The organism is Ilumatobacter sp., from assembly GCF_046290335.1.
Lineage (GTDB): Bacteria > Actinomycetota > Acidimicrobiia > Acidimicrobiales > Ilumatobacteraceae > Ilumatobacter_A.
This window is the reverse complement of the sequence record NZ_JBKAGH010000001.1, coordinates 871,554-888,129: the sequence shown is the minus strand read 5'-3', so window position 1 is coordinate 888,129 and position 16,576 is coordinate 871,554. Positions and strand designations below refer to the sequence as shown.

The window sequence follows — 16,576 nt, the reverse complement described above, 5'->3', positions numbered from 1 at the left end:
TCGGTGCGGTGCCAGCGGACGGACGCACTCGCCGAGGCGAGCTCGTCCGTCGCTAGCCTGGGCCGCTATGTCGGACCAGGAGGCGCTCGCCGAGCCACGGCGCTACATCGTGCGCACGTACGGCTGCCAGATGAACGAGCACGACTCGGAGCGGATTTCCGGCCTCCTCGAGGCCGACGGCCTCGTACGGGCCGAGTCCGAATCCGACGCCGATGTGGTGGTGCTCAACACCTGCTGCATTCGCGAGAACGCCGACAACAAGCTGTACGGCAACCTCGGGCACCTCAAGACCTGGAAGTCCAAGAAGGACGGACGACAGATCGTCGTGTCGGGCTGCCTGGCGCAGAAGGACCAGGATCTCGTCGCCCAGCGTGCTGGCCACGTCGACGTGGTGATGGGCACGCACAACGTGCATCGAGCCGCGGAACTCCTTGCCGAATCGAGCAGCGTCGACGGCCCGCTCACCGAGATCCTCGAGGCGGCCGTCGTCGACGACCACGCCATGTTCCCCTCGGCATTGCCGGCACGGCGGGAGACTTCGTACAACTCGTGGGTCACGATCCAGATCGGCTGTGACAACAACTGCGCGTTCTGCATCGTCCCGGCCGTGCGCGGCGACGAGATGAGCCGTCCGTACGACGACATCGTCGCCGAGGTTCGCGAACTCGCCGCCGACGGCGTCACCGAGGTCACGCTGCTGGGTCAGAACGTCAACAGCTATGGCCGAGATCTGCAGCTCGCCTCACGCCAGGCTGGCGACGCCACCGCGCGACTTCGGCCGTTGTTCGCCGATCTGCTCCGCGACGTCGGCGGTGTCGAGGGCATCCGTCGGGTCCGCTTCACGAGCCCGCACCCGAAGGACATGCGGCCCGAGACGTTCGCGGCGATGGCCGAGACACCGGCGGTGTGCGAGCACCTGCACTACCCGCTGCAGGCCGGCAGCGATCGAGTGCTCGCACTCATGCACCGTGGTTACACCGCGTCGCGCTATCTCGACAAGCTCGCCGAGGCTCGCCGGATCGTCACAGATCTCGCCGTGTCGACCGACATCATCGTCGGTTTCCCGGGGGAGACCGACGACGACTTCGATCGCACGCTCGAGGTGGCCGCCGCCGCCGAATACGACTATGCGTACACATTCATCTTCTCGCCGCGCGAAGGTACCGAGGCCGCGGCCATGGAGGCGCACTTCGTCGACCCCGCCGTCGTGGCGGAGCGATTCGAGAAGCTCCGAGTCGTCGTCGAACGCTCGGCGATGCGCAAGCACGAGGATCGTGTCGGACGCACCGAAGAGGTGCTCGTCGAGGGCCCCTCGAAAAAAGACCCGACCGTGATATCGGGTCGCACGCGCCAGAACAAGCTCGTGCACTTCTCGTCGCCGACGCCGATGCGGGTCGGCAGCTACGCGACCGTCGAGGTCACCCGGGCGGCGCCACACCACCTCTTCGGTGAGTTCATCGAGCAACTGTCGGAGCCGACCCATCGAGTTCGGATCCCCGTCGCCTCGCTGTGAGCAGGCGACCGGGTACTGTCGACGCCAATGGCTGAAGTGCAACATGACGAGCGGCTCGCCGAGTATCGGGCGAGTATCGACAACATCGACGCCGCGTTGGTGCACCTGCTCGCCGAGCGGTTCAAGATCACCAAGGCGGTTGGTCGGTACAAGAAGCAAGCCCAGCTCGCTCCGGCTGACCCGGGTCGGGAGGAGATCCAACTGACCCGCTTGCGTGCGCTTGCCGAAGCGTCCGGGCTCGACCCGGTCTTCACCGAGAAGTTCCTGCGCTTCATCGTCGCCGAGGTGATCCATCACCATCAGCGGATCGCGGAGGGCGAGCGTCTCTGATCGGTGCACCCGAAGCGCCCGTGCCCTCGGCCGCATTCCACGGGCCGCCTCGCGTCGCGATCATTGGTGCGACTGCATCTGGTAAGTCGGCGGTGGCCATGGCTGCGGCTGAGCAACTCGGCGACGTAGAGCTGATCTCCGTCGACAGCATGCAGGTCTATCGAGGGATGGACATCGGTACGGCCAAGCCGACGGCCGAGGAGCGCCAACGCATTCGGCACCACTGCATCGACCTGGTCGATGCGACCGAGGAGTTCACGGTTGCCGACTTCAAGCACGCTGTTCAGCGTGCGCTCTCCGAGATCCACGCCCGCGGTCAGCGAGCGCTGCTCGTGGGAGGTACCGGGCTGTATCACCGAGTCGTCATCGACGAGTTCGACCTGCCGCGTCGCTTTCCGGACGTACGGGCCGAACTCGAGCGCACCGACGACACCGCGGCACTCCACCGACGCCTGGTCGAGCTCGACCCTGAAGCCGCGGAGAAGATGGAGCCAGAGAACCGGCGCCGCGTCGTGCGAGCACTCGAGGTCACCCTCGGCAGCGGACGACGGTTCAGCTCGTTCGGCCCCGGCGTCGACGTCTATCCCGACTCCCCGGTCGTGCAGATCGCCCTGAGGCGACCGCGCGAGGTATTGGGTCGACGCATCGCCGAGCGAGTCCACTCGATGATCGAGTCCGGTCTGGTCGAGGAGGTGCGGGCCCTCCACGACGTGGGTCTGTCGTCGACCGCCGCCCAGGGGCTCGGCTACAAGGAAATCGTCAGCTATCTCGAGGGTGAGATCGGGCAGGATGAAGCCATCGAGACCATCATCACCCGCACTCGCCAATTCGCCGTCCGCCAGGAGCGCTGGTTCCGCCGTGATCCACGCGTACGCTGGATCGATGTCGAGCACGATCCGGTTGCCGAGGCCGCACCGGCCGTGACCACCGCCCTCACCACCGCTCTCGCATGACCACGCTCACCCTCACGAAGCATCACGGACTCGGCAACGACTTCCTCGTGGTCTTCCACCCGCTCGTCGACGACCTGGCGCAGCTCGCCCGCGAGTTGTGCGATCGCCGGCGCGGCATCGGAGCCGACGGCCTGCTGGTCGCCGAGTCGGCCGACGGCTATGCCGCGCGCATGACGCTGTTCAACGCCGACGGGTCGCGGGCCGAGATGAGCGGCAACGGGATCCGTTGCTTCTCGCAGGCGCTCGCGATGCGCCGTGGCGACCTCGAGCCTCAACTCGTGCTGACCGACGCGGGGGAGCGGCGAGTCACGCTCGGCTCGTCGTCTGGCGACACGCTCATGGCGACCGTGGCCATGGGGCCGGTCACCGAACTCCGCCAGCCCGACGGGTGGGCTCGTCTCGAGTGTCACCCCGATCGTCCGGTCGCGCACCTGAGCCTCGGAAATCCGCATTCCGTGGTCGGTGTCGACGAGGTGGCCGCGGTCGACCTGGCCGAGCTCGGCAGCCGGGTGCCGCAGGTCAACCTCGAGATCATCGAGCCGGGCCCGGAACCGCACGCGATCACCATGCGGGTGCACGAGCGGGGCGCCGGGATCACCGAGGCCTGCGGGACCGGTGCCTGCGCGTCGGCGTTCGCGGCCCGAGCGTGGGGCTTGGTCGCGTCGGCGGAGCCCGACGTGCTGGTGCACATGGACGGTGGGAGCGCCACGGTGCGCTTCGACGACGACGACCCGAGCCTCGCCATCCTGACCGGGCCGGCCACCTACATCGCGACGATCGAGGTCGAACGACCGTGAATTCCCCCGACAACACGCCCTACAGCGAGGCCCTGGCCAACACGCTGATCGACCGCACGATCCGGGAGAAGATCGTGCTCGTGAGCGTCGCGATGCAAGGCGACACCGACGACGACGTCGAAGCGAGCCTCGACGAACTCTCGCTGCTCGTCGACACGGCGGGCGCCGACGAGGTGGCCCGGATGATCCAGCGCCGAGATTCCCCCGACCACACGTGGTACATCGGCAAGGGCAAGGCGGAGGAGCTCAAGGAACTGTGCCTGGCCCTCGATGCCGACACGGTCGTGTTCGACAACGAGCTGAGCCCGGCGCAGCAGTTCAACCTGGAGAAGCTGCTCGGGCGTACCGCCATCGACCGGACCGCGGTGATCCTCGACATCTTCGGCCAGAACGCGCACACGATGGAAGGAAAAGCGCAGGTCGAACTCGCGCTGCTTCGCTATCGGCTACCTCGTTTGCGCCGTGGTGCCAAGGCCAAACTCTCCCAGCAGCGAGGCGGCGTCGGCGCTCGCTTCGGTGGCGGCGAGACCAAGATCGAAGTCGACCGACGTCGCATCATGCGACGCATCAACAAGCTCGAACGCGAGCTCGCCGACCTCGCCGAGACGCGCGCCTTGCAGCGACAGGGCCGTCGGCGCAGCGGTCTGGCCTCGGTCGCGATCGTCGGGTACACCAACGCCGGGAAGTCGACCCTGCTCAACCGACTCACCCAGTCGGGCGTGCTCACCGAAGACCGGCTGTTCGCCACGCTCGACCCGACCACGCGCCGTCTCGCGCTGCCCGGCGGCGAGCCCGTGCTCCTCACCGACACCGTCGGCTTCATCCGACGCCTCCCGCACGGTCTGGTCGAGTCGTTCAAGGGCACCCTCGAGGTGGCTGCGCTCGCCGACTACCTGGTGCACGTCGTCGATGCGAGCGCGTCGGATCCGGAGGGTCAGATCGCTGCGGTGCACACGGTGTTGCGTGAGATCGCGGCGGCAGAGGTTCCCGAGCTCCTCGTGTTCAACAAGGCCGATCTCGCCGTCGACGCCGCCAAGCAGTTGGTGCACGATCATCCGGGTTCGGTCGCCGTCAGCGCGGTCACCGGCGAGGGCACCGACGAGTTCCTGCGCACGCTCAGCGATCGGCTGCGGGCGATGAGCACCGTCTATGAACTCGTCGTCCCGTACGACCGCGGCGACGTCCTGGCCTCGATCCACCGCGAAGGCGAGGTGGTCTCTACGACCGACGGTGCCAGCGAGTGGACCATCCGCGCCCGCCTGTCCGACGCCTCGGCCGGCCGCCTGGGGGAGTTCGTGGTCGACGACGACTCCGTGGTGCGCACAGCGATCGACTCCGAGCAGGTGATGCCGTGACCAGTGATGCGGTGAACAGTGGTGCGGTGACCAGTGGTGCGGTGACCGGCGGCTTCGTGCCACCGCCGTATCCCTACGATCGGCTCAAGGACCTGAGTGCGCTGATCCTCGAGCGGCACGACGAAGTCGTCGACCTCTCGATCGGCACCCCCTTCGATCCGCCGCCGCCCGCGGTGATCGCCGCGTTGTCGACGAGCGGCACCGAGCGGTCGTATCCGCCCAGCGTCGGCACGCCACCCTTGCTCGCGGCTGCTCGAGCCTGGATGCTGCGGCGGTGGAACGTCGACGTCCCGACAGCACAGATCGGCGCGACCATCGGCTCGAAGGAGATGGTCGCGTCGCTGCCCCATTTCCTCCGGCTCCGTCGACCTGACCGCGACACGGTGCTGTACCCGTCGATCTCGTATCCGAGCTACGAGATGGGGGCGACGCTCGCCGGGGCGCGTGCGGTGCCGGTGCCGTTCGGGCCCGACGGCCGTCTCGACCTGGCGTCGATCGACCCCGACGATGCTCGCCGTGCGCTTCTCCTGTGGGTCAACAGTCCGGGCAACCCGACTGGGCAGCTCGACGACCTGGGTGCGGCCGCCCAGTGGGGTCGTGCCGCCGGCGTGCCCGTCTTCTCCGACGAGTGCTACATCGAGTTCACGTGGAACGGTCGGGGACGAACGATCCTCGAGCACGGAACCGACGGCGTCGTCGCGGTGCATTCACTCTCCAAGCGATCCAATCTCGCCGGGGTGCGCGTGGGCTTCTACGCCGGCGACGCAGAACTCGTCGACTACCTGCGCGAGATCCGCAAGCACGCCGGGATGATGGTGCCGGGCCCTGCACAGGCAGCAGCCGTCGCCGCCCTCGACGACGACGATCACGTCGAGACGCAACGCAACCGTTACCGCGGGCGACTGGAGTTGCTCGCCGACGTGATCGAGGCATGGTCCGGACAGCCGGTGACGCGCCCGGAGGGAGGCTTCTATCTGTGGATTCCGGTCGCAGACGGCTGGGAGTTCGCCACGCAGCTCGCGCTCGACGGTGGCGCACTCGTCAGCCCCGGCGAGTTCTACGGACCTGATGGGAGCGGTTTCGTCCGTGTGGCCGTGGTACAACCTGACGAGAAGATCGCCGTTGTCGCCGAGCGCCTCAGCGCCCGTTGACGATTCGAACCCGCGGAGCCACGATGTCCGACCAGCTGCGAACACCACGAAACACCCGCCCGCTGGGTGTGATCGTCTTGGTGGTGGGTCTGCTGGCGGCCGGCATCTTGTGGTTCGTCGCCGGTGCTCGGCGTGACGCGGCGATCGAGAACCTCGCTCGTGCCCCGATCGGCTGTGACACGACGCTCGACTTCGCCCAGCCCGGCGAGTACCTGATCTTCGTCGAGACGACCGGCCGGCTCGACGACGTACGCGGCGACTGTGACGCCACTGGCGAGTTCGCCATCTCCAGTGAGCGTCCACCGGTCGAGATCACGCTGATCGACCCCGACGGCGAGCCGCTCGAGTTCGAGAGCCGTCGCGACGACGTCACCTATTCCAGCGCCGGGTTCGCGGGTCGATCGATCCTGTCGGTCGAGGTCGCCGAAGCAGCCGATCACGTGTTGCGCGCCGAGAGTTCGGAGTCGGGCACCTTCGCCGTCGTCGTGGGACGCGACCCGAACCGTGGCGTGACGCTCCTTCGCATCCTCGCCATCATGACCGCGTTGGTCGGGCTCGCCGTCGGGCTGGTGTTGATCATCAAGGGTGGTCGTCGCGAACCGGTCGCCGTCGGGCCGTGGACGGCCGCACAACCGACGTCTCCGACCTGGGTGCAGCATCCAGGTCAGCCGCCCTATCGTGCCCCGACGCAGCCGCCCTACGTACAGCCCGGCCCCCCGGGACCGCCCGTTCCCTTCGGCGGAGCGCCGGCGCCCGGACCGCACCAGGGTCCGGCGAGCCCGCAGTCGCCGCCGCCCTACGGCTCGAACCCGACCGCGCCGCAGTACGGCCCGAGCGGCTGGAGCCCCGACGCCGCCGCCGGTGGGGGCTCGACGCCTCCGGCGTGGACGCCGACCGACTCGGCGGGCGCCAACGCCGCGCCACCGTCGCCAGGCGGACCGTGGGGCCAGCAGGCGCCGCCGCCCGCATCGCCCTTCGCCCCACCTCAGGGACAGCCCAGCGCCATGCCCGACCGCGCTGCGGGCGCTGCTGCGGCGCAGCCGGCGACCATCGATCTCCCGCCCACCCCGGCTGACGTCGACGTCGCCGGAAAGGAGCCGGCTGACACCGAGCCAGCGGACATCGGTCAGGCTGACACCGAGCAGGCCGACACGAGCAGTGCGGTGACGGACACGGCGGACTCGGTTGGTTCAGACGACACGTCGTGGGCGCCGCAGTCGGCCGACGAGGCCCCGCCGACGCTGTCGGAGCGCCGCTGGGACACGGCTCGCGACGACTGAGCCGCAGCGCCAGCCTCGGACGGCTGGCTCGGGCGACTGGCTCAGACGTTCCGCTGTCGGGCAGGTCCGCCGTGCTCGACGAACGGTCAGTAGCGACGCATGACGGTGACGACCTTGCCGTAGATCTGCACTTCGTCAGCGTGGAACTTCATCGGCTCCATCGTCGAGTTGGCGGGCGTCAGCGTGACCTCGGCGCCGGAACGCTGGTAGGTCTTGACCGTCGCCTCGCCACCGGGAATGCCGGCCACGACGATGTCACCGTTGTTCGGGTGATCGACCTGGGTTGCCACGACGTAGTCGCGGTCGAGGATGCCGATCTCGATCATCGAATCGCCGCGGACGCGCAGCATGAAGAGTTCGCCTTCGCCGGTGAAGTCGACCGGGACGGGGAGGAGCTCTTCGACGTTCTCCTCGGCGAGCACGTCGGTGCCAGCTGCGACGTCACCCACGAGCGGGACGTGGCGAACCGGTCGACGCTCCATCGCCACACCACTGTTCGGGTCGTAGCGCACTTCGATCGCGCGGGGCTTGGTGGGGTCACGCCGCAGGTACCCGAGGCGCTGGAGCGTGTTGAGGTGGCTGTGCACCGTGGAGGGTGACGTGAGGCCGACGGCTTCGCCGATCTCGCGCACCGACGGGGGGAAGCCGCGATCTCGCATCTGCTGTTCGATGAACGTCAGGATGTCGAGCTGGCGCTTGCTGATCTTGGGAGCCATACGAACATCCTAGGGATGTGCCGCGAATGAGTCAAACATCCGTACGACAAACGCCTGTTCGAAAATGTCACGGAAAGGGGTTGACGGTTCGGCCGCGAGGTGATTCACTGATCGCTCGGCGATCGAACAGGTGTTGCGCAGAGTGGCATCTCTCGAACACCGAACGAACACCGAACGAACACCGAACGAACACCAAAGCAACAACGAACACCGAAGCAATATCGAACGAACACGGCTCGAGCCCGTGTACGAACTTCACTGGACGCTCTGTTGGGGAGACACCATGACCACCACCGCACGCACCTTGATCACCGCTCCGGGCTCGGTCGCCCACGCCGCCGGGGCGAGCATGCGTGCAGCGTCGTGTCAGAGCGCACGGTCGACGTGGTCACCCCTGGAGCCGTCGATCGGGGTCTATCGGCGAAGCGCAGCCTCGGCGAGCCCGTGCGATCGTCGCGACGGGTCGCGTCGTGCTCGCGAGGCACGCCGTTGCGCCCCGAGCGTCCGCTCGGGCAGTCCGGAGCGTCGGCCCAACTATTTCGTTCGACGTGTCGGTGCGTTGCTGCTGCTCGCGTTGGCAGCCGTGATCATCGTGATGTCGGCCAACAGTCTGCTGGCGAGCCTCGGTGCCGAACCTGCCTCGGCAGCCGAGGCGTCGCCAGCGTTCATCTCGGCCGAAGAGGCTCCGGTGTCACACGTAGCTCGCGCTGGCGACACGCTCTGGTCGATCGCCCACGCCTACCGCGGCGACATCGAACACGACACGTACGTTCGTGCGCTCATCCGTCTCAATGGAGGCGCGTCGGTACAAGCTGGCCAGTCCGTCCTGCTGCCGTGAGCCGTCGTCGGCGAGTCTGATCCGGGGCAAGAGTTGCCCCGTCCGCTGACAGGAGCCGTGGATACGCTGACCGGATGCGTTGCCCGTCTTGCCAAGCCGACGACACCAAGGTCGTCGACTCGCGTCTGGCCGAGGAAGGCGGTGCGATCCGTCGCCGCCGACGGTGTAGCGGGTGCTCCCATCGCTTCACCACCTTCGAGCGCGTCGACCACGTGCCGTTGATGGTGATCAAGTCGACCGGTTGCGTCGAACGATTCGAGCGAGACAAAGTCGTTGCCGGACTCGGCGCTGCGACCAAAGGTCGAGACGTGAGCGATGCCGACCTGGAGGCGATGGCGACCCGTGTCGAAGACGCCTCGCGACTTCGAGGCAGCGAGGTGACGAGTTCCGACGTGGGGCTACTCGTGCTCGACGAACTCCGGTCGGTCGATGACGTCGCCTACCTACGCTTCGCCAGCGTCTACAAGAACTTCAACGGTGCCGGCGACTTCCATCGCGAGATCGAGCTCCTCGAGAAGACCTCGCGCGCCGAACAAGCGTCGCCAGCCGCGCCCTGAGCCGCCGCTGACGACGGCGCGACCGCCGGACGAACGCGGTCTCGGCGTAGGTCATGGCGATGTGACATCGAGTCGATGTCATGGCCGTGTCGGCCGGGTCTTGAGCGTGACCGATTCCTCGTCAGGTTCTGACGCGGAGCCAGCGGGAGAACATGAACGACTGGTCGTCGATGGCGAGTTGTCGGAGTTCGAAACGCCGTGTGAGCGGGTCGACGCCGGCGGTGAGGCGGGCGGCGTCGCCGCCGACGATCGATGGCGACGTCGTGAGGTTCAACTCGTCGATGAGATCGGCGGCCGCCAACGCCCCGTTGAGCGTCGGGCCACCCTCTGCGTGGACGATCGACACCGCACCGCAGACGTCGGAGATGCGGCGAAGGGCGCCCGCCAAGTCGACCTCGTCCCGACCGGCGCGAATGACGTCGACGCCGTGTTCATCGAATGACGCCTGCTCGTGTGTGATGACGAAACCTGCACCGCTGGCGAACAATTCGCTGGTGGTGTCGACCGAGCCGGACGCCGTCACCACGCCCAGACGTTGCCCGCGCTTCTTCGGCACGCCGTAGCCCTCGTCTCGAACCGTGCCCGCCCCGACGAGAACCACATCGGCGAGCGCTCGGAGCCGTCCCAACACGGCGGTGTCGGTCGGGCTCGACAGACCTGCCGACGTTCCCTCGAGCGAGGTCGATCCGTCGAGCGACGACACCATGCAGAGCTCGACCCAGGGCCGGTCGTCGTGTCTCCCGAGCGGAGCCGTGTATGCCTGCTCGACTGTCATGTCGGGCATCGGCTGGGCCGCGACACGGCCGTCGTCGTGTGAGGATGTGTGACCGTCGTGCTGAGCCGGGGAGGGAGGCGGAAGGAGCAGACTGCGCAGCATGGGTCGATGATGCCACGGTCAGGCCGTTTTCGAACCCGCGGCTCGATGGCGGTCGGTAGGGGGCGACGGTGGTGGATGGCGCGACACCGTCGTCCTCCACGGCCCGATGGCAGCGTGCCGGCTCGCGGGATGGCCCCCGGATCTGCGAGCATCGGATGATGACGACACGCACCGCCTTTCGAACCTGTCCGCTGTGCGAGGCCGGCTGCGGTCTCGAGATCACCGTGCGACGCAACGACGACGGATCCGAGGAGGTGCAGCGCATCCGCGGCGACATGGACGACGTGTTCTCCCGCGGGTTCCTGTGCCCGAAAGGCTCGACGCTCAAGCAGTTGCACGACGACCCAGATCGGCTGCGTGCGCCGCTCGTCAAGCGGGATGGCGTCCACGTCGAGGTCTCCTGGGACGAAGCGTGGGCCGAGATCGAGCGGGGCCTCGGGCGCGTGATCGAGACCCACGGGCGCGAGTCGACGGCGGTCTATGTCGGCAACCCGACGGCGCACAGCCTGTCGGCGATGACGTTCTCGCGGTCGTTGCTCGTCGGGCTCGGCACGCGACTGCGGTTCAGTGCGTCGACGGTCGATCAGATGCCGCGTCACGTGGCGTCGGGTCACGTGTTCGGTTCGCCGGTTGCCATTGCGGTCCCGGATCTCGACCGCACCGACCACCTCGTCATCCTCGGCGCCAATCCGTACGCGTCGAACGGCTCGGTGTGCACGGCCCCCGACTTCCCCGGTCGGATCGAAGCGATCCAGGCTCGCGGTGGCAAGGTGGTCGTGGTCGACCCGCGCCGGTCACGAACGGCCGAGCAGGCCGACCAATGGGTGAGCATCCGGCCCGGCGCTGATGCGCTGCTGCTCGCCGCGATCGCCAACGTGTTGCTCGTCGACGGACTCGCCGACGTGGGGCCACACGTCGGCGAGCACGTCGTGGGTATCGACGATCTCGGCCCAGCGCTCGCCCCGTTCACGCCTGAGGCCGTCGCCGATGCGTGTGGCGTCGCCGCCGACACGATCCGGACGATGGCGCACGAACTCGCTGCCGCGCCCTCCGCCACGGTCTACGGGCGCATCGGGACGACGACCACCGAGTTCGGCTCGACCGCGTCGTGGCTGATCGACGTCGTCAACACGCTGTCGGGCAATCTCGATCGACCCGGAGGCGCGATGTTCGCGACGCCGGTGGCGGGCGGTGCGACGACGCGCGGGAAGCGCGGAAGTGGCAAGGGCTTCAAGATCGGCCGCGGACACACACGTGTGAGCGGGTATCCCGAAGTGATGGGGGAGTATCCGGTCGGCGCGATCGCGGAGGAGATCATGACGCCAGGCGAGGGTCAGATCCGCGCCCTCGTCACCCTCGCTGGCAACCCGATCCTGTCGACGCCCAACAGCGAACAACTCGCCGAGGCGTTCGATCAGCTCGACTTCATGGTGTCGATCGATCTGTACCTCAACGAGACGACCCGGCATGCCGACGTGATCCTGCCGTCGCCCTCGCAACTCCAGCGGAGTCACTATGACCTGCTGCTGTTGCAGTTCGGTGTCCGCAACGTGGCGAACTACTCCGAGCCGGTGCTGCCGCTCGACGAGGGCCAGCCCGACGAGTGGGAGGTCATCTCCAAGTTCACGATGATCGCCCAGGGTGCCGGGCTCGATGCCGATCCGTCGGTGGTCGACGACATGTCGATCGCCGGGATCGTTCGCAGCGCCGTCAACGACGAGTACTCGCCGGTGTTCGGGCGTGATGCCGACGAGTTGCTGGTCGAACTGTCTGCCTCGGGGCGCCGTGGACCGGAACGGATGCTCGACTTCATGCTGCGTACCGGTCCGTTCGGTGACGGCTTCGGCGCCGATCCGGACGGCACGTCCCTCGACGATCTGCTCGCGCACCCGCACGGCCGTGACTTCGGAGCGCTCGTCCCGCGGATTCCCGAGATCCTGCGCACCCCGTCCGGCAAGGTCGAGCTCGCACCGCCGGCCTTCCTCGACGACCTCGCTCGCTTGGCAGGGGCGATCCCGACGCTCGCCGAGAGCGGCTACCTGCTGGTCGGACGCCGCCACTTGCGCAGCAACAACTCGTGGATGCACAACATCAACGTGTTGGTGAAGGGTAAGCCACGCTGCACGCTGCAGGTCCATCCGGACGACGCCAGCTCGCTCGGTCTGACCGATGGCGGGGCGGTGTCGATCACGTCTCGGGTCGGGCGGGTGACAGCGCCCGTCGAGGTCACCGATTCGATCCGTCCGGGTGTCGTGAGCTTGCCGCATGGCTGGGGACACGACCTACCCGGGTCGAAGCTGCGGGTCGCGGCCGAGCATGCGGGGGTCAATTCGAACGTGCTCGCCGACCACGCCGCGCTCGATCCGCTCTCGGGCACCGCCGTGCTCAACGGTATTCCGGTCGAGCTTGCGCCGGCCTGATTCGGCGGGCTGCATCGCCCGCTTCCGCAGCAGAGCGAACGGGGCCGACCACCGCGCTCAGGGTGCTGATTCGACCGCGTCGAGATGTGTCACTCCCACAGTTCGTCCACAGGGTTGTCCGACCGAATTGATGCGAATTCACATGGTTGTCCCCTTCCGTTGCACAGGCGTTCACGTCTACCGTGGCATTCGTTGCCGGCCGCGGTGGAGCACACGGCAAGACGGCGTCGTGAAGAGCCTCGGGGCTCCTCGCGACGCTTGGGGACGTATCCCTGTACCTGTGATGCACACACCGCGGCCGGCGAGTGACGCCTCGCAACTACACTCTCGACATGAGCGCGGAGCGCCCCCCGTCGGCGGGCGATGTCACGAACGAGGCGTCGAACGACGCGGCTACCGATGTGATGTCCGTGATGATGCCCGGGGGGATGACGGATGACGAACTCGCCGAGCTGGCGATGGCGGCCGATCCGGACGCGCCGCTCGATCCCGACGCGATACCCCTGCGGCTGGGGGATCCGGGCGCCGCGCTGCTGCCCGAGTGGTACATGCCGAGCACGCTGCGCGCCGACGCCTTCGGTCGCACGCGCCGCGGTCGCTCGCTCGTCGTCGGCGGCATCGTGGCAGCGTTGCTGCTGGTGAACGGGGTCGGCCTGTGCGTGACGTACGGGTTCCCCGAGATCGCCTGGTAGGCGAGACCGTCGGTCAGCGCCTTCACGCGCGGGCACCGATCGTGGATCGAACATGTGTGCGGTCATCGGGTGGGAGTCGGTAAGGTCTGCGCCATGGCGATTGCGTGTGCGTATTGCGGGGGTGAGCACGACCAGCCCGCCGAGGTGCGTCGCTGCTGGGTCGACCACGGCGAGGTGGCGCTCGACCCGACCGGCAGTGTGCCGTTGCCCAGCGAGTACACATCCGACGATCCGGACCCGTTCGGTCCGGGCGAGTTCGATCCGGGGGCATCCCGTCGTTCGGCGCCTCGACGATCGACTGGCTCGTCGTCACCGGATCCGGACACGTCGCGCCGCACGCAGCCTGGAGGCGCGTCTCGTCACGGTCGACCTGGCGGCACGTCTCGGGCGCCGGAAGCCGAACCCGACGTCGAGCGGGGCGTCGCGCTTGCCGTGGCCGGGCCGGACGCGTTGGGGCGACATGCCGTCGTCGCTCCCGACCAGGAGGCGCCAGCGCCGTGGACGCGATGTGAACGCGTCCGCGTCGACGCGTCGGTCACCGGTGAGGCACTGAACCTGTTGCTCGCCGCGCTGCGTCTCGCCGGCGTGGAGCGGCGACGCTTGGTGATCGAACTCGCCATCGATCTCGATCGAGCACCGAGGCTGATGACCACCGCGTCGCCGTTCCAGGTCGGGGCATCGTTCGCATTCGGCGGCGACGAGTTGTACCACCTGGTCTGGTCGAACTCGATCGATGTTCGTTCCGAGCGACCACAGTGGCTGGCCCTCGACCGAGCGATCGCGGCTGGTCTCCAAGCGGTCGAGGGTGACGCGAACCGAGCCGGCGATGTGGTGTTGCCCGACGGTACGCCGGTGTGGATCGACGGCGGGCCCGTTCGCTTCATGGCGACGATCGACGATGTCGCAGTGCTGCACGCGACGGCCATCGAGCACGGCTCGTTCGTGCCACCGGTCACCAACGAGGTCAGGGCTGACCTGGCGCCCGACCAGCTCGACGCGGTCACGCATGGCGGCGGCGCCGCACGCATCATCGCACCAGCTGGCTCGGGCAAGACCCGTGTGCTCACCGAACGCGCTCGGCACCTGCTGATCAACTGGCGGATGCCGCCGAGCGCGGTGAGTCTCGTGGCGTTCAACAAGCGAGCGCAGGTCGAGATGCAAGAACGCACGCCCGATCTCGCGGGCCTGCACGTCCGTACCCTCAACGCGATCGGGCTGGCGATCGTCAACGGCTCGCCGCCGTTCGCCCCGCAGCCGACGTCCTGGAGGACGATCAACGAGCCCGACGTCCGGCGAATCATCGGTGACCTCGTGTCGTTCCCTCGTCGACGCAACAGCGATCCGATCGCCCCGTGGATCGAAGCACTCAGCCTGGTTCGGCTCGGGCTGGTCGACCCCGCCGACGCCGAAGCTCGCTATGGAGGCGACGTCGACGGTTTCGCCGACTTCTGGCCTCGGTATCGCGACGCGCTCGAACGCCGAGGCGCGGTCGACTTCGACGACCAGATCTACCGAGCGCTGCTCGTCTTGCTCTCCGATCCCGTTGCTCGTCGCACGGCGCAGCGAGCGTGTCGGATGATGCTGGTCGACGAGTTCCAAGACCTCACGCCCGCACACCTGCTCCTCATCCGTCTGCTGTCGGCCCCGGGCGGCGCCGTGTTCGGCGTCGGTGACGACGACCAGACGATCTACGGATACAACGGGGCCGATCCCGGGTGGTTGATCGACTTCGAGACACTGTTCCCCGGGGCCGGAGATCACCCGCTCGAGGTCAACTACCGGTGCCCTGGAGGCGTCGTCGAGGTCGCCGATCGGCTGCTTCGCCACAACCAGCGGCGAGTGCCGAAGACCATTCGAGCGGCATCTGCCGACCCCGGTGGTTGGACGATCGCCGACAGTGTCGATCCGGTGGCGGCCTGCGCCGACGCGGTGCGAGGCGCGCTGGCTCGAGGAGCGGCGCCGTCGGACATTGCCGTGCTGGCGCGGGTCAACGCCGTGCTCGCGCCAGTCCAGGTGGCACTGGTGAGCGAAGGCATCCCGGTGTCGGGCGGTGTGGGGCTCGAGTTCGCCGACCGCACCTCGGTGCGTGCCGTACTCGCATGGCTTCGACTGGCGACGGCCGCCGAACGTGGCCGTTTCCTGCCGGACGATGTCAACGAGGCGCTGCGGCGTCCGTCTCGTTCGTTTCATCCGAGGATCACGGAGTGGATAGCCGAGCAGGGGAGCGTCGTCGATCTCTACGCTCTCGCCGGTCGCCTGAACAACGAGCGCGACGCAGATCGGTTGACCGAATTCGCCGCCGACATCCAGACGCTGCAGCAGTCGGTCAAGCGGGGCGCCCCGACGTCCGACATCGTGCTCCAACTCGTCGATGAAGTCGGTCTGGCCGGATCGGTCTCGGGGCTCGATGCCAGTCGTCGCGGTATGAACCGATCGGCGCAAGGCGACGACCTGACCGCGGTGAAGCATCTCGCTGCGCTCCACGACGACGCGTCGACCTTCGAGTCGTGGTTGCGCTCGAAGCTCGCTGCGACGCGCTCGGCCGACGGCGTGGTGCTCGCCACCGTGCATCGGGTCAAGGGGCAGGAGTGGCGCCACGTCGTCGTTCACCACGTCGATGCCGAGCAGTACCCGCATCGCCTTGCCGACGATGTCGAAGAGGAGCGACGGTTGTTCCATGTGGCGATCACGCGGGCGAGCGAGCACGCGACGATCGTGACCGGCCCGAATCCGAGTCCGTTCGTCGACGAACTCACGACCGAGCCGTCACTGCGACGGATCGTCTCGTCGAATCGCCCCGAGCCGGCTGCGTCGGCATCCAGACCGACCGCATCGAAGCCCGCCTCGTCGAAGGATCCGACTGCCGATCTCGACTCGGAGGCCGCCGCTCGCTTCGAGCGCTTACGTGTGCTCCGAGCGACCCTTGCGGAGGGCAAGCCCGCTTATGTCGTGTTCGACAACAAGACCTTGGCGGCGATCGCTCGCACGGCGCCGACGACCAAGCAGCAACTCGCCCGCATCGCAGGTGTCGGCCCGGCCAAGCTCGACAAGTTCGGCGACGCAGTGATCGAGCTGCTCAACGAGGGCTGACCGCGCC

General features: G+C 67.9%; 14 protein-coding genes. 12 read left to right on the top strand and 2 right to left on the bottom strand.

Going from position 1 to position 16,576, the window contains the following annotated elements:
* Positions 1-67 precede the first annotated feature (67 nt).
* The 7 genes from miaB to ACE37B_RS04030 are packed head-to-tail and all read left to right on the top strand — an operon-like array spanning position 68 to position 7,379.
* Entirely contained in the window at positions 68-1,513 is a 1,446-nt protein-coding gene (miaB, locus tag ACE37B_RS04060; protein ID WP_409921998.1) for a tRNA (N6-isopentenyl adenosine(37)-C2)-methylthiotransferase MiaB, read from the top strand.
* Between the two features lie 27 nt (positions 1,514-1,540).
* The gene (locus ACE37B_RS04055) at positions 1,541-1,843 is read left to right on the top strand and encodes a chorismate mutase (RefSeq protein WP_409921997.1); all 303 of its coding nucleotides are present in this window, start codon (positions 1,541-1,543) and stop codon (positions 1,841-1,843) included.
* Between the two features lie 20 nt (positions 1,844-1,863).
* Entirely contained in the window at positions 1,864-2,796 is a 933-nt protein-coding gene (gene miaA, locus ACE37B_RS04050) for a tRNA (adenosine(37)-N6)-dimethylallyltransferase MiaA (protein WP_409921996.1), read from the top strand.
* On the top strand, positions 2,793-3,593 hold the full coding sequence (dapF, locus tag ACE37B_RS04045) for a diaminopimelate epimerase (RefSeq protein WP_409921995.1): 801 nt from the start codon (positions 2,793-2,795) through the stop codon (positions 3,591-3,593). Before miaA ends, dapF begins: the two co-directional genes overlap by 4 nt.
* Complete coding sequence (gene hflX, locus ACE37B_RS04040) at positions 3,590-4,948, top strand: GTPase HflX (protein WP_409921994.1); 1,359 nt, start codon at positions 3,590-3,592, stop codon at positions 4,946-4,948. The genes dapF and hflX overlap by 4 nt, the downstream gene beginning before the upstream one ends.
* The gene (locus tag ACE37B_RS04035; RefSeq protein ID WP_409921993.1) at positions 4,945-6,099 is read left to right on the top strand and encodes an aminotransferase class I/II-fold pyridoxal phosphate-dependent enzyme; all 1,155 of its coding nucleotides are present in this window, start codon (positions 4,945-4,947) and stop codon (positions 6,097-6,099) included. The genes hflX and ACE37B_RS04035 overlap by 4 nt, the downstream gene beginning before the upstream one ends.
* Before the next feature lie 23 nt (positions 6,100-6,122).
* Positions 6,123-7,379, top strand: coding sequence for a hypothetical protein (locus ACE37B_RS04030; protein ID WP_409921992.1), 1,257 nt, complete (start codon positions 6,123-6,125; stop codon positions 7,377-7,379).
* A gap of 86 nt (positions 7,380-7,465) precedes the next feature.
* On the opposite strand, the gene lexA is transcribed toward ACE37B_RS04030, so the two are convergent.
* Positions 7,466-8,095, bottom strand: a complete 630-nt coding sequence (gene lexA, locus ACE37B_RS04025; protein ID WP_409921991.1) for a transcriptional repressor LexA — start codon at positions 8,093-8,095, stop codon at positions 7,466-7,468.
* 283 nt (positions 8,096-8,378) lie between these two features.
* Here lexA and ACE37B_RS04020 point away from each other — a divergent pair, with 283 nt between their 5' ends.
* Both ACE37B_RS04020 and nrdR read left to right on the top strand, forming a co-directional pair.
* The gene (locus ACE37B_RS04020; protein WP_409921990.1) at positions 8,379-8,933 is read left to right on the top strand and encodes a LysM peptidoglycan-binding domain-containing protein; all 555 of its coding nucleotides are present in this window, start codon (positions 8,379-8,381) and stop codon (positions 8,931-8,933) included.
* Between the two features lie 74 nt (positions 8,934-9,007).
* The gene (gene nrdR, locus ACE37B_RS04015) at positions 9,008-9,490 is read left to right on the top strand and encodes a transcriptional regulator NrdR (RefSeq protein WP_409921989.1); all 483 of its coding nucleotides are present in this window, start codon (positions 9,008-9,010) and stop codon (positions 9,488-9,490) included.
* Between the two features lie 121 nt (positions 9,491-9,611).
* Here the strand turns inward: nrdR and ACE37B_RS04010 are convergent, their stop codons facing one another.
* Positions 9,612-10,265: a dihydrofolate reductase family protein gene (locus tag ACE37B_RS04010; RefSeq protein ID WP_409921988.1), complete on the bottom strand. Its 654-nt coding sequence runs from the start codon at positions 10,263-10,265 to the stop codon at positions 9,612-9,614.
* A gap of 260 nt (positions 10,266-10,525) precedes the next feature.
* On the opposite strand from ACE37B_RS04010, the gene ACE37B_RS04005 reads away from it, so the two are divergent.
* The 3 genes from ACE37B_RS04005 to ACE37B_RS03995 all read left to right on the top strand — a co-directional run bounded on the left by ACE37B_RS04005 (position 10,526) and on the right by ACE37B_RS03995 (position 16,569).
* Positions 10,526-12,787, top strand: coding sequence for a molybdopterin oxidoreductase family protein (locus ACE37B_RS04005; RefSeq protein WP_409921987.1), 2,262 nt, complete (start codon positions 10,526-10,528; stop codon positions 12,785-12,787).
* Between the two features lie 332 nt (positions 12,788-13,119).
* Positions 13,120-13,479, top strand: a complete 360-nt coding sequence (locus ACE37B_RS04000; RefSeq protein ID WP_409921986.1) for a hypothetical protein — start codon at positions 13,120-13,122, stop codon at positions 13,477-13,479.
* A gap of 93 nt (positions 13,480-13,572) precedes the next feature.
* The gene (locus tag ACE37B_RS03995) at positions 13,573-16,569 is read left to right on the top strand and encodes an ATP-dependent helicase (RefSeq protein ID WP_409921985.1); all 2,997 of its coding nucleotides are present in this window, start codon (positions 13,573-13,575) and stop codon (positions 16,567-16,569) included.
* The last annotated feature ends 7 nt before the right edge of the window (positions 16,570-16,576 follow it).

Excerpts from the sequence above, each read along its gene's own strand:
- ACE37B_RS04055 (WP_409921997.1), top strand. The coding sequence starts at position 1,541 with ATGGCTGAAGTGCAACATGACGAGCGGCTCGCCGAGTATCGGGCGAGT.
- ACE37B_RS04020 (WP_409921990.1), top strand. The coding sequence starts at position 8,379 with ATGACCACCACCGCACGCACCTTGATCACCGCTCCGGGCTCGGTCGCC.
- nrdR (WP_409921989.1), top strand. The coding sequence starts at position 9,008 with ATGCGTTGCCCGTCTTGCCAAGCCGACGACACCAAGGTCGTCGACTCG.
- miaB (WP_409921998.1), top strand. The coding sequence starts at position 68 with ATGTCGGACCAGGAGGCGCTCGCCGAGCCACGGCGCTACATCGTGCGC.
- ACE37B_RS04005 (WP_409921987.1), top strand. The coding sequence starts at position 10,526 with ATGACGACACGCACCGCCTTTCGAACCTGTCCGCTGTGCGAGGCCGGC.
- ACE37B_RS04030 (WP_409921992.1), top strand. The coding sequence starts at position 6,123 with ATGTCCGACCAGCTGCGAACACCACGAAACACCCGCCCGCTGGGTGTG.
- dapF (WP_409921995.1), top strand. The coding sequence starts at position 2,793 with ATGACCACGCTCACCCTCACGAAGCATCACGGACTCGGCAACGACTTC.
- ACE37B_RS04010 (WP_409921988.1), bottom strand. The coding sequence starts at position 10,265 with ATGACAGTCGAGCAGGCATACACGGCTCCGCTCGGGAGACACGACGAC.
- lexA (WP_409921991.1), bottom strand. The coding sequence starts at position 8,095 with ATGGCTCCCAAGATCAGCAAGCGCCAGCTCGACATCCTGACGTTCATC.
- ACE37B_RS03995 (WP_409921985.1), top strand. The coding sequence starts at position 13,573 with ATGGCGATTGCGTGTGCGTATTGCGGGGGTGAGCACGACCAGCCCGCC.
- ACE37B_RS04000 (WP_409921986.1), top strand. The coding sequence starts at position 13,120 with ATGAGCGCGGAGCGCCCCCCGTCGGCGGGCGATGTCACGAACGAGGCG.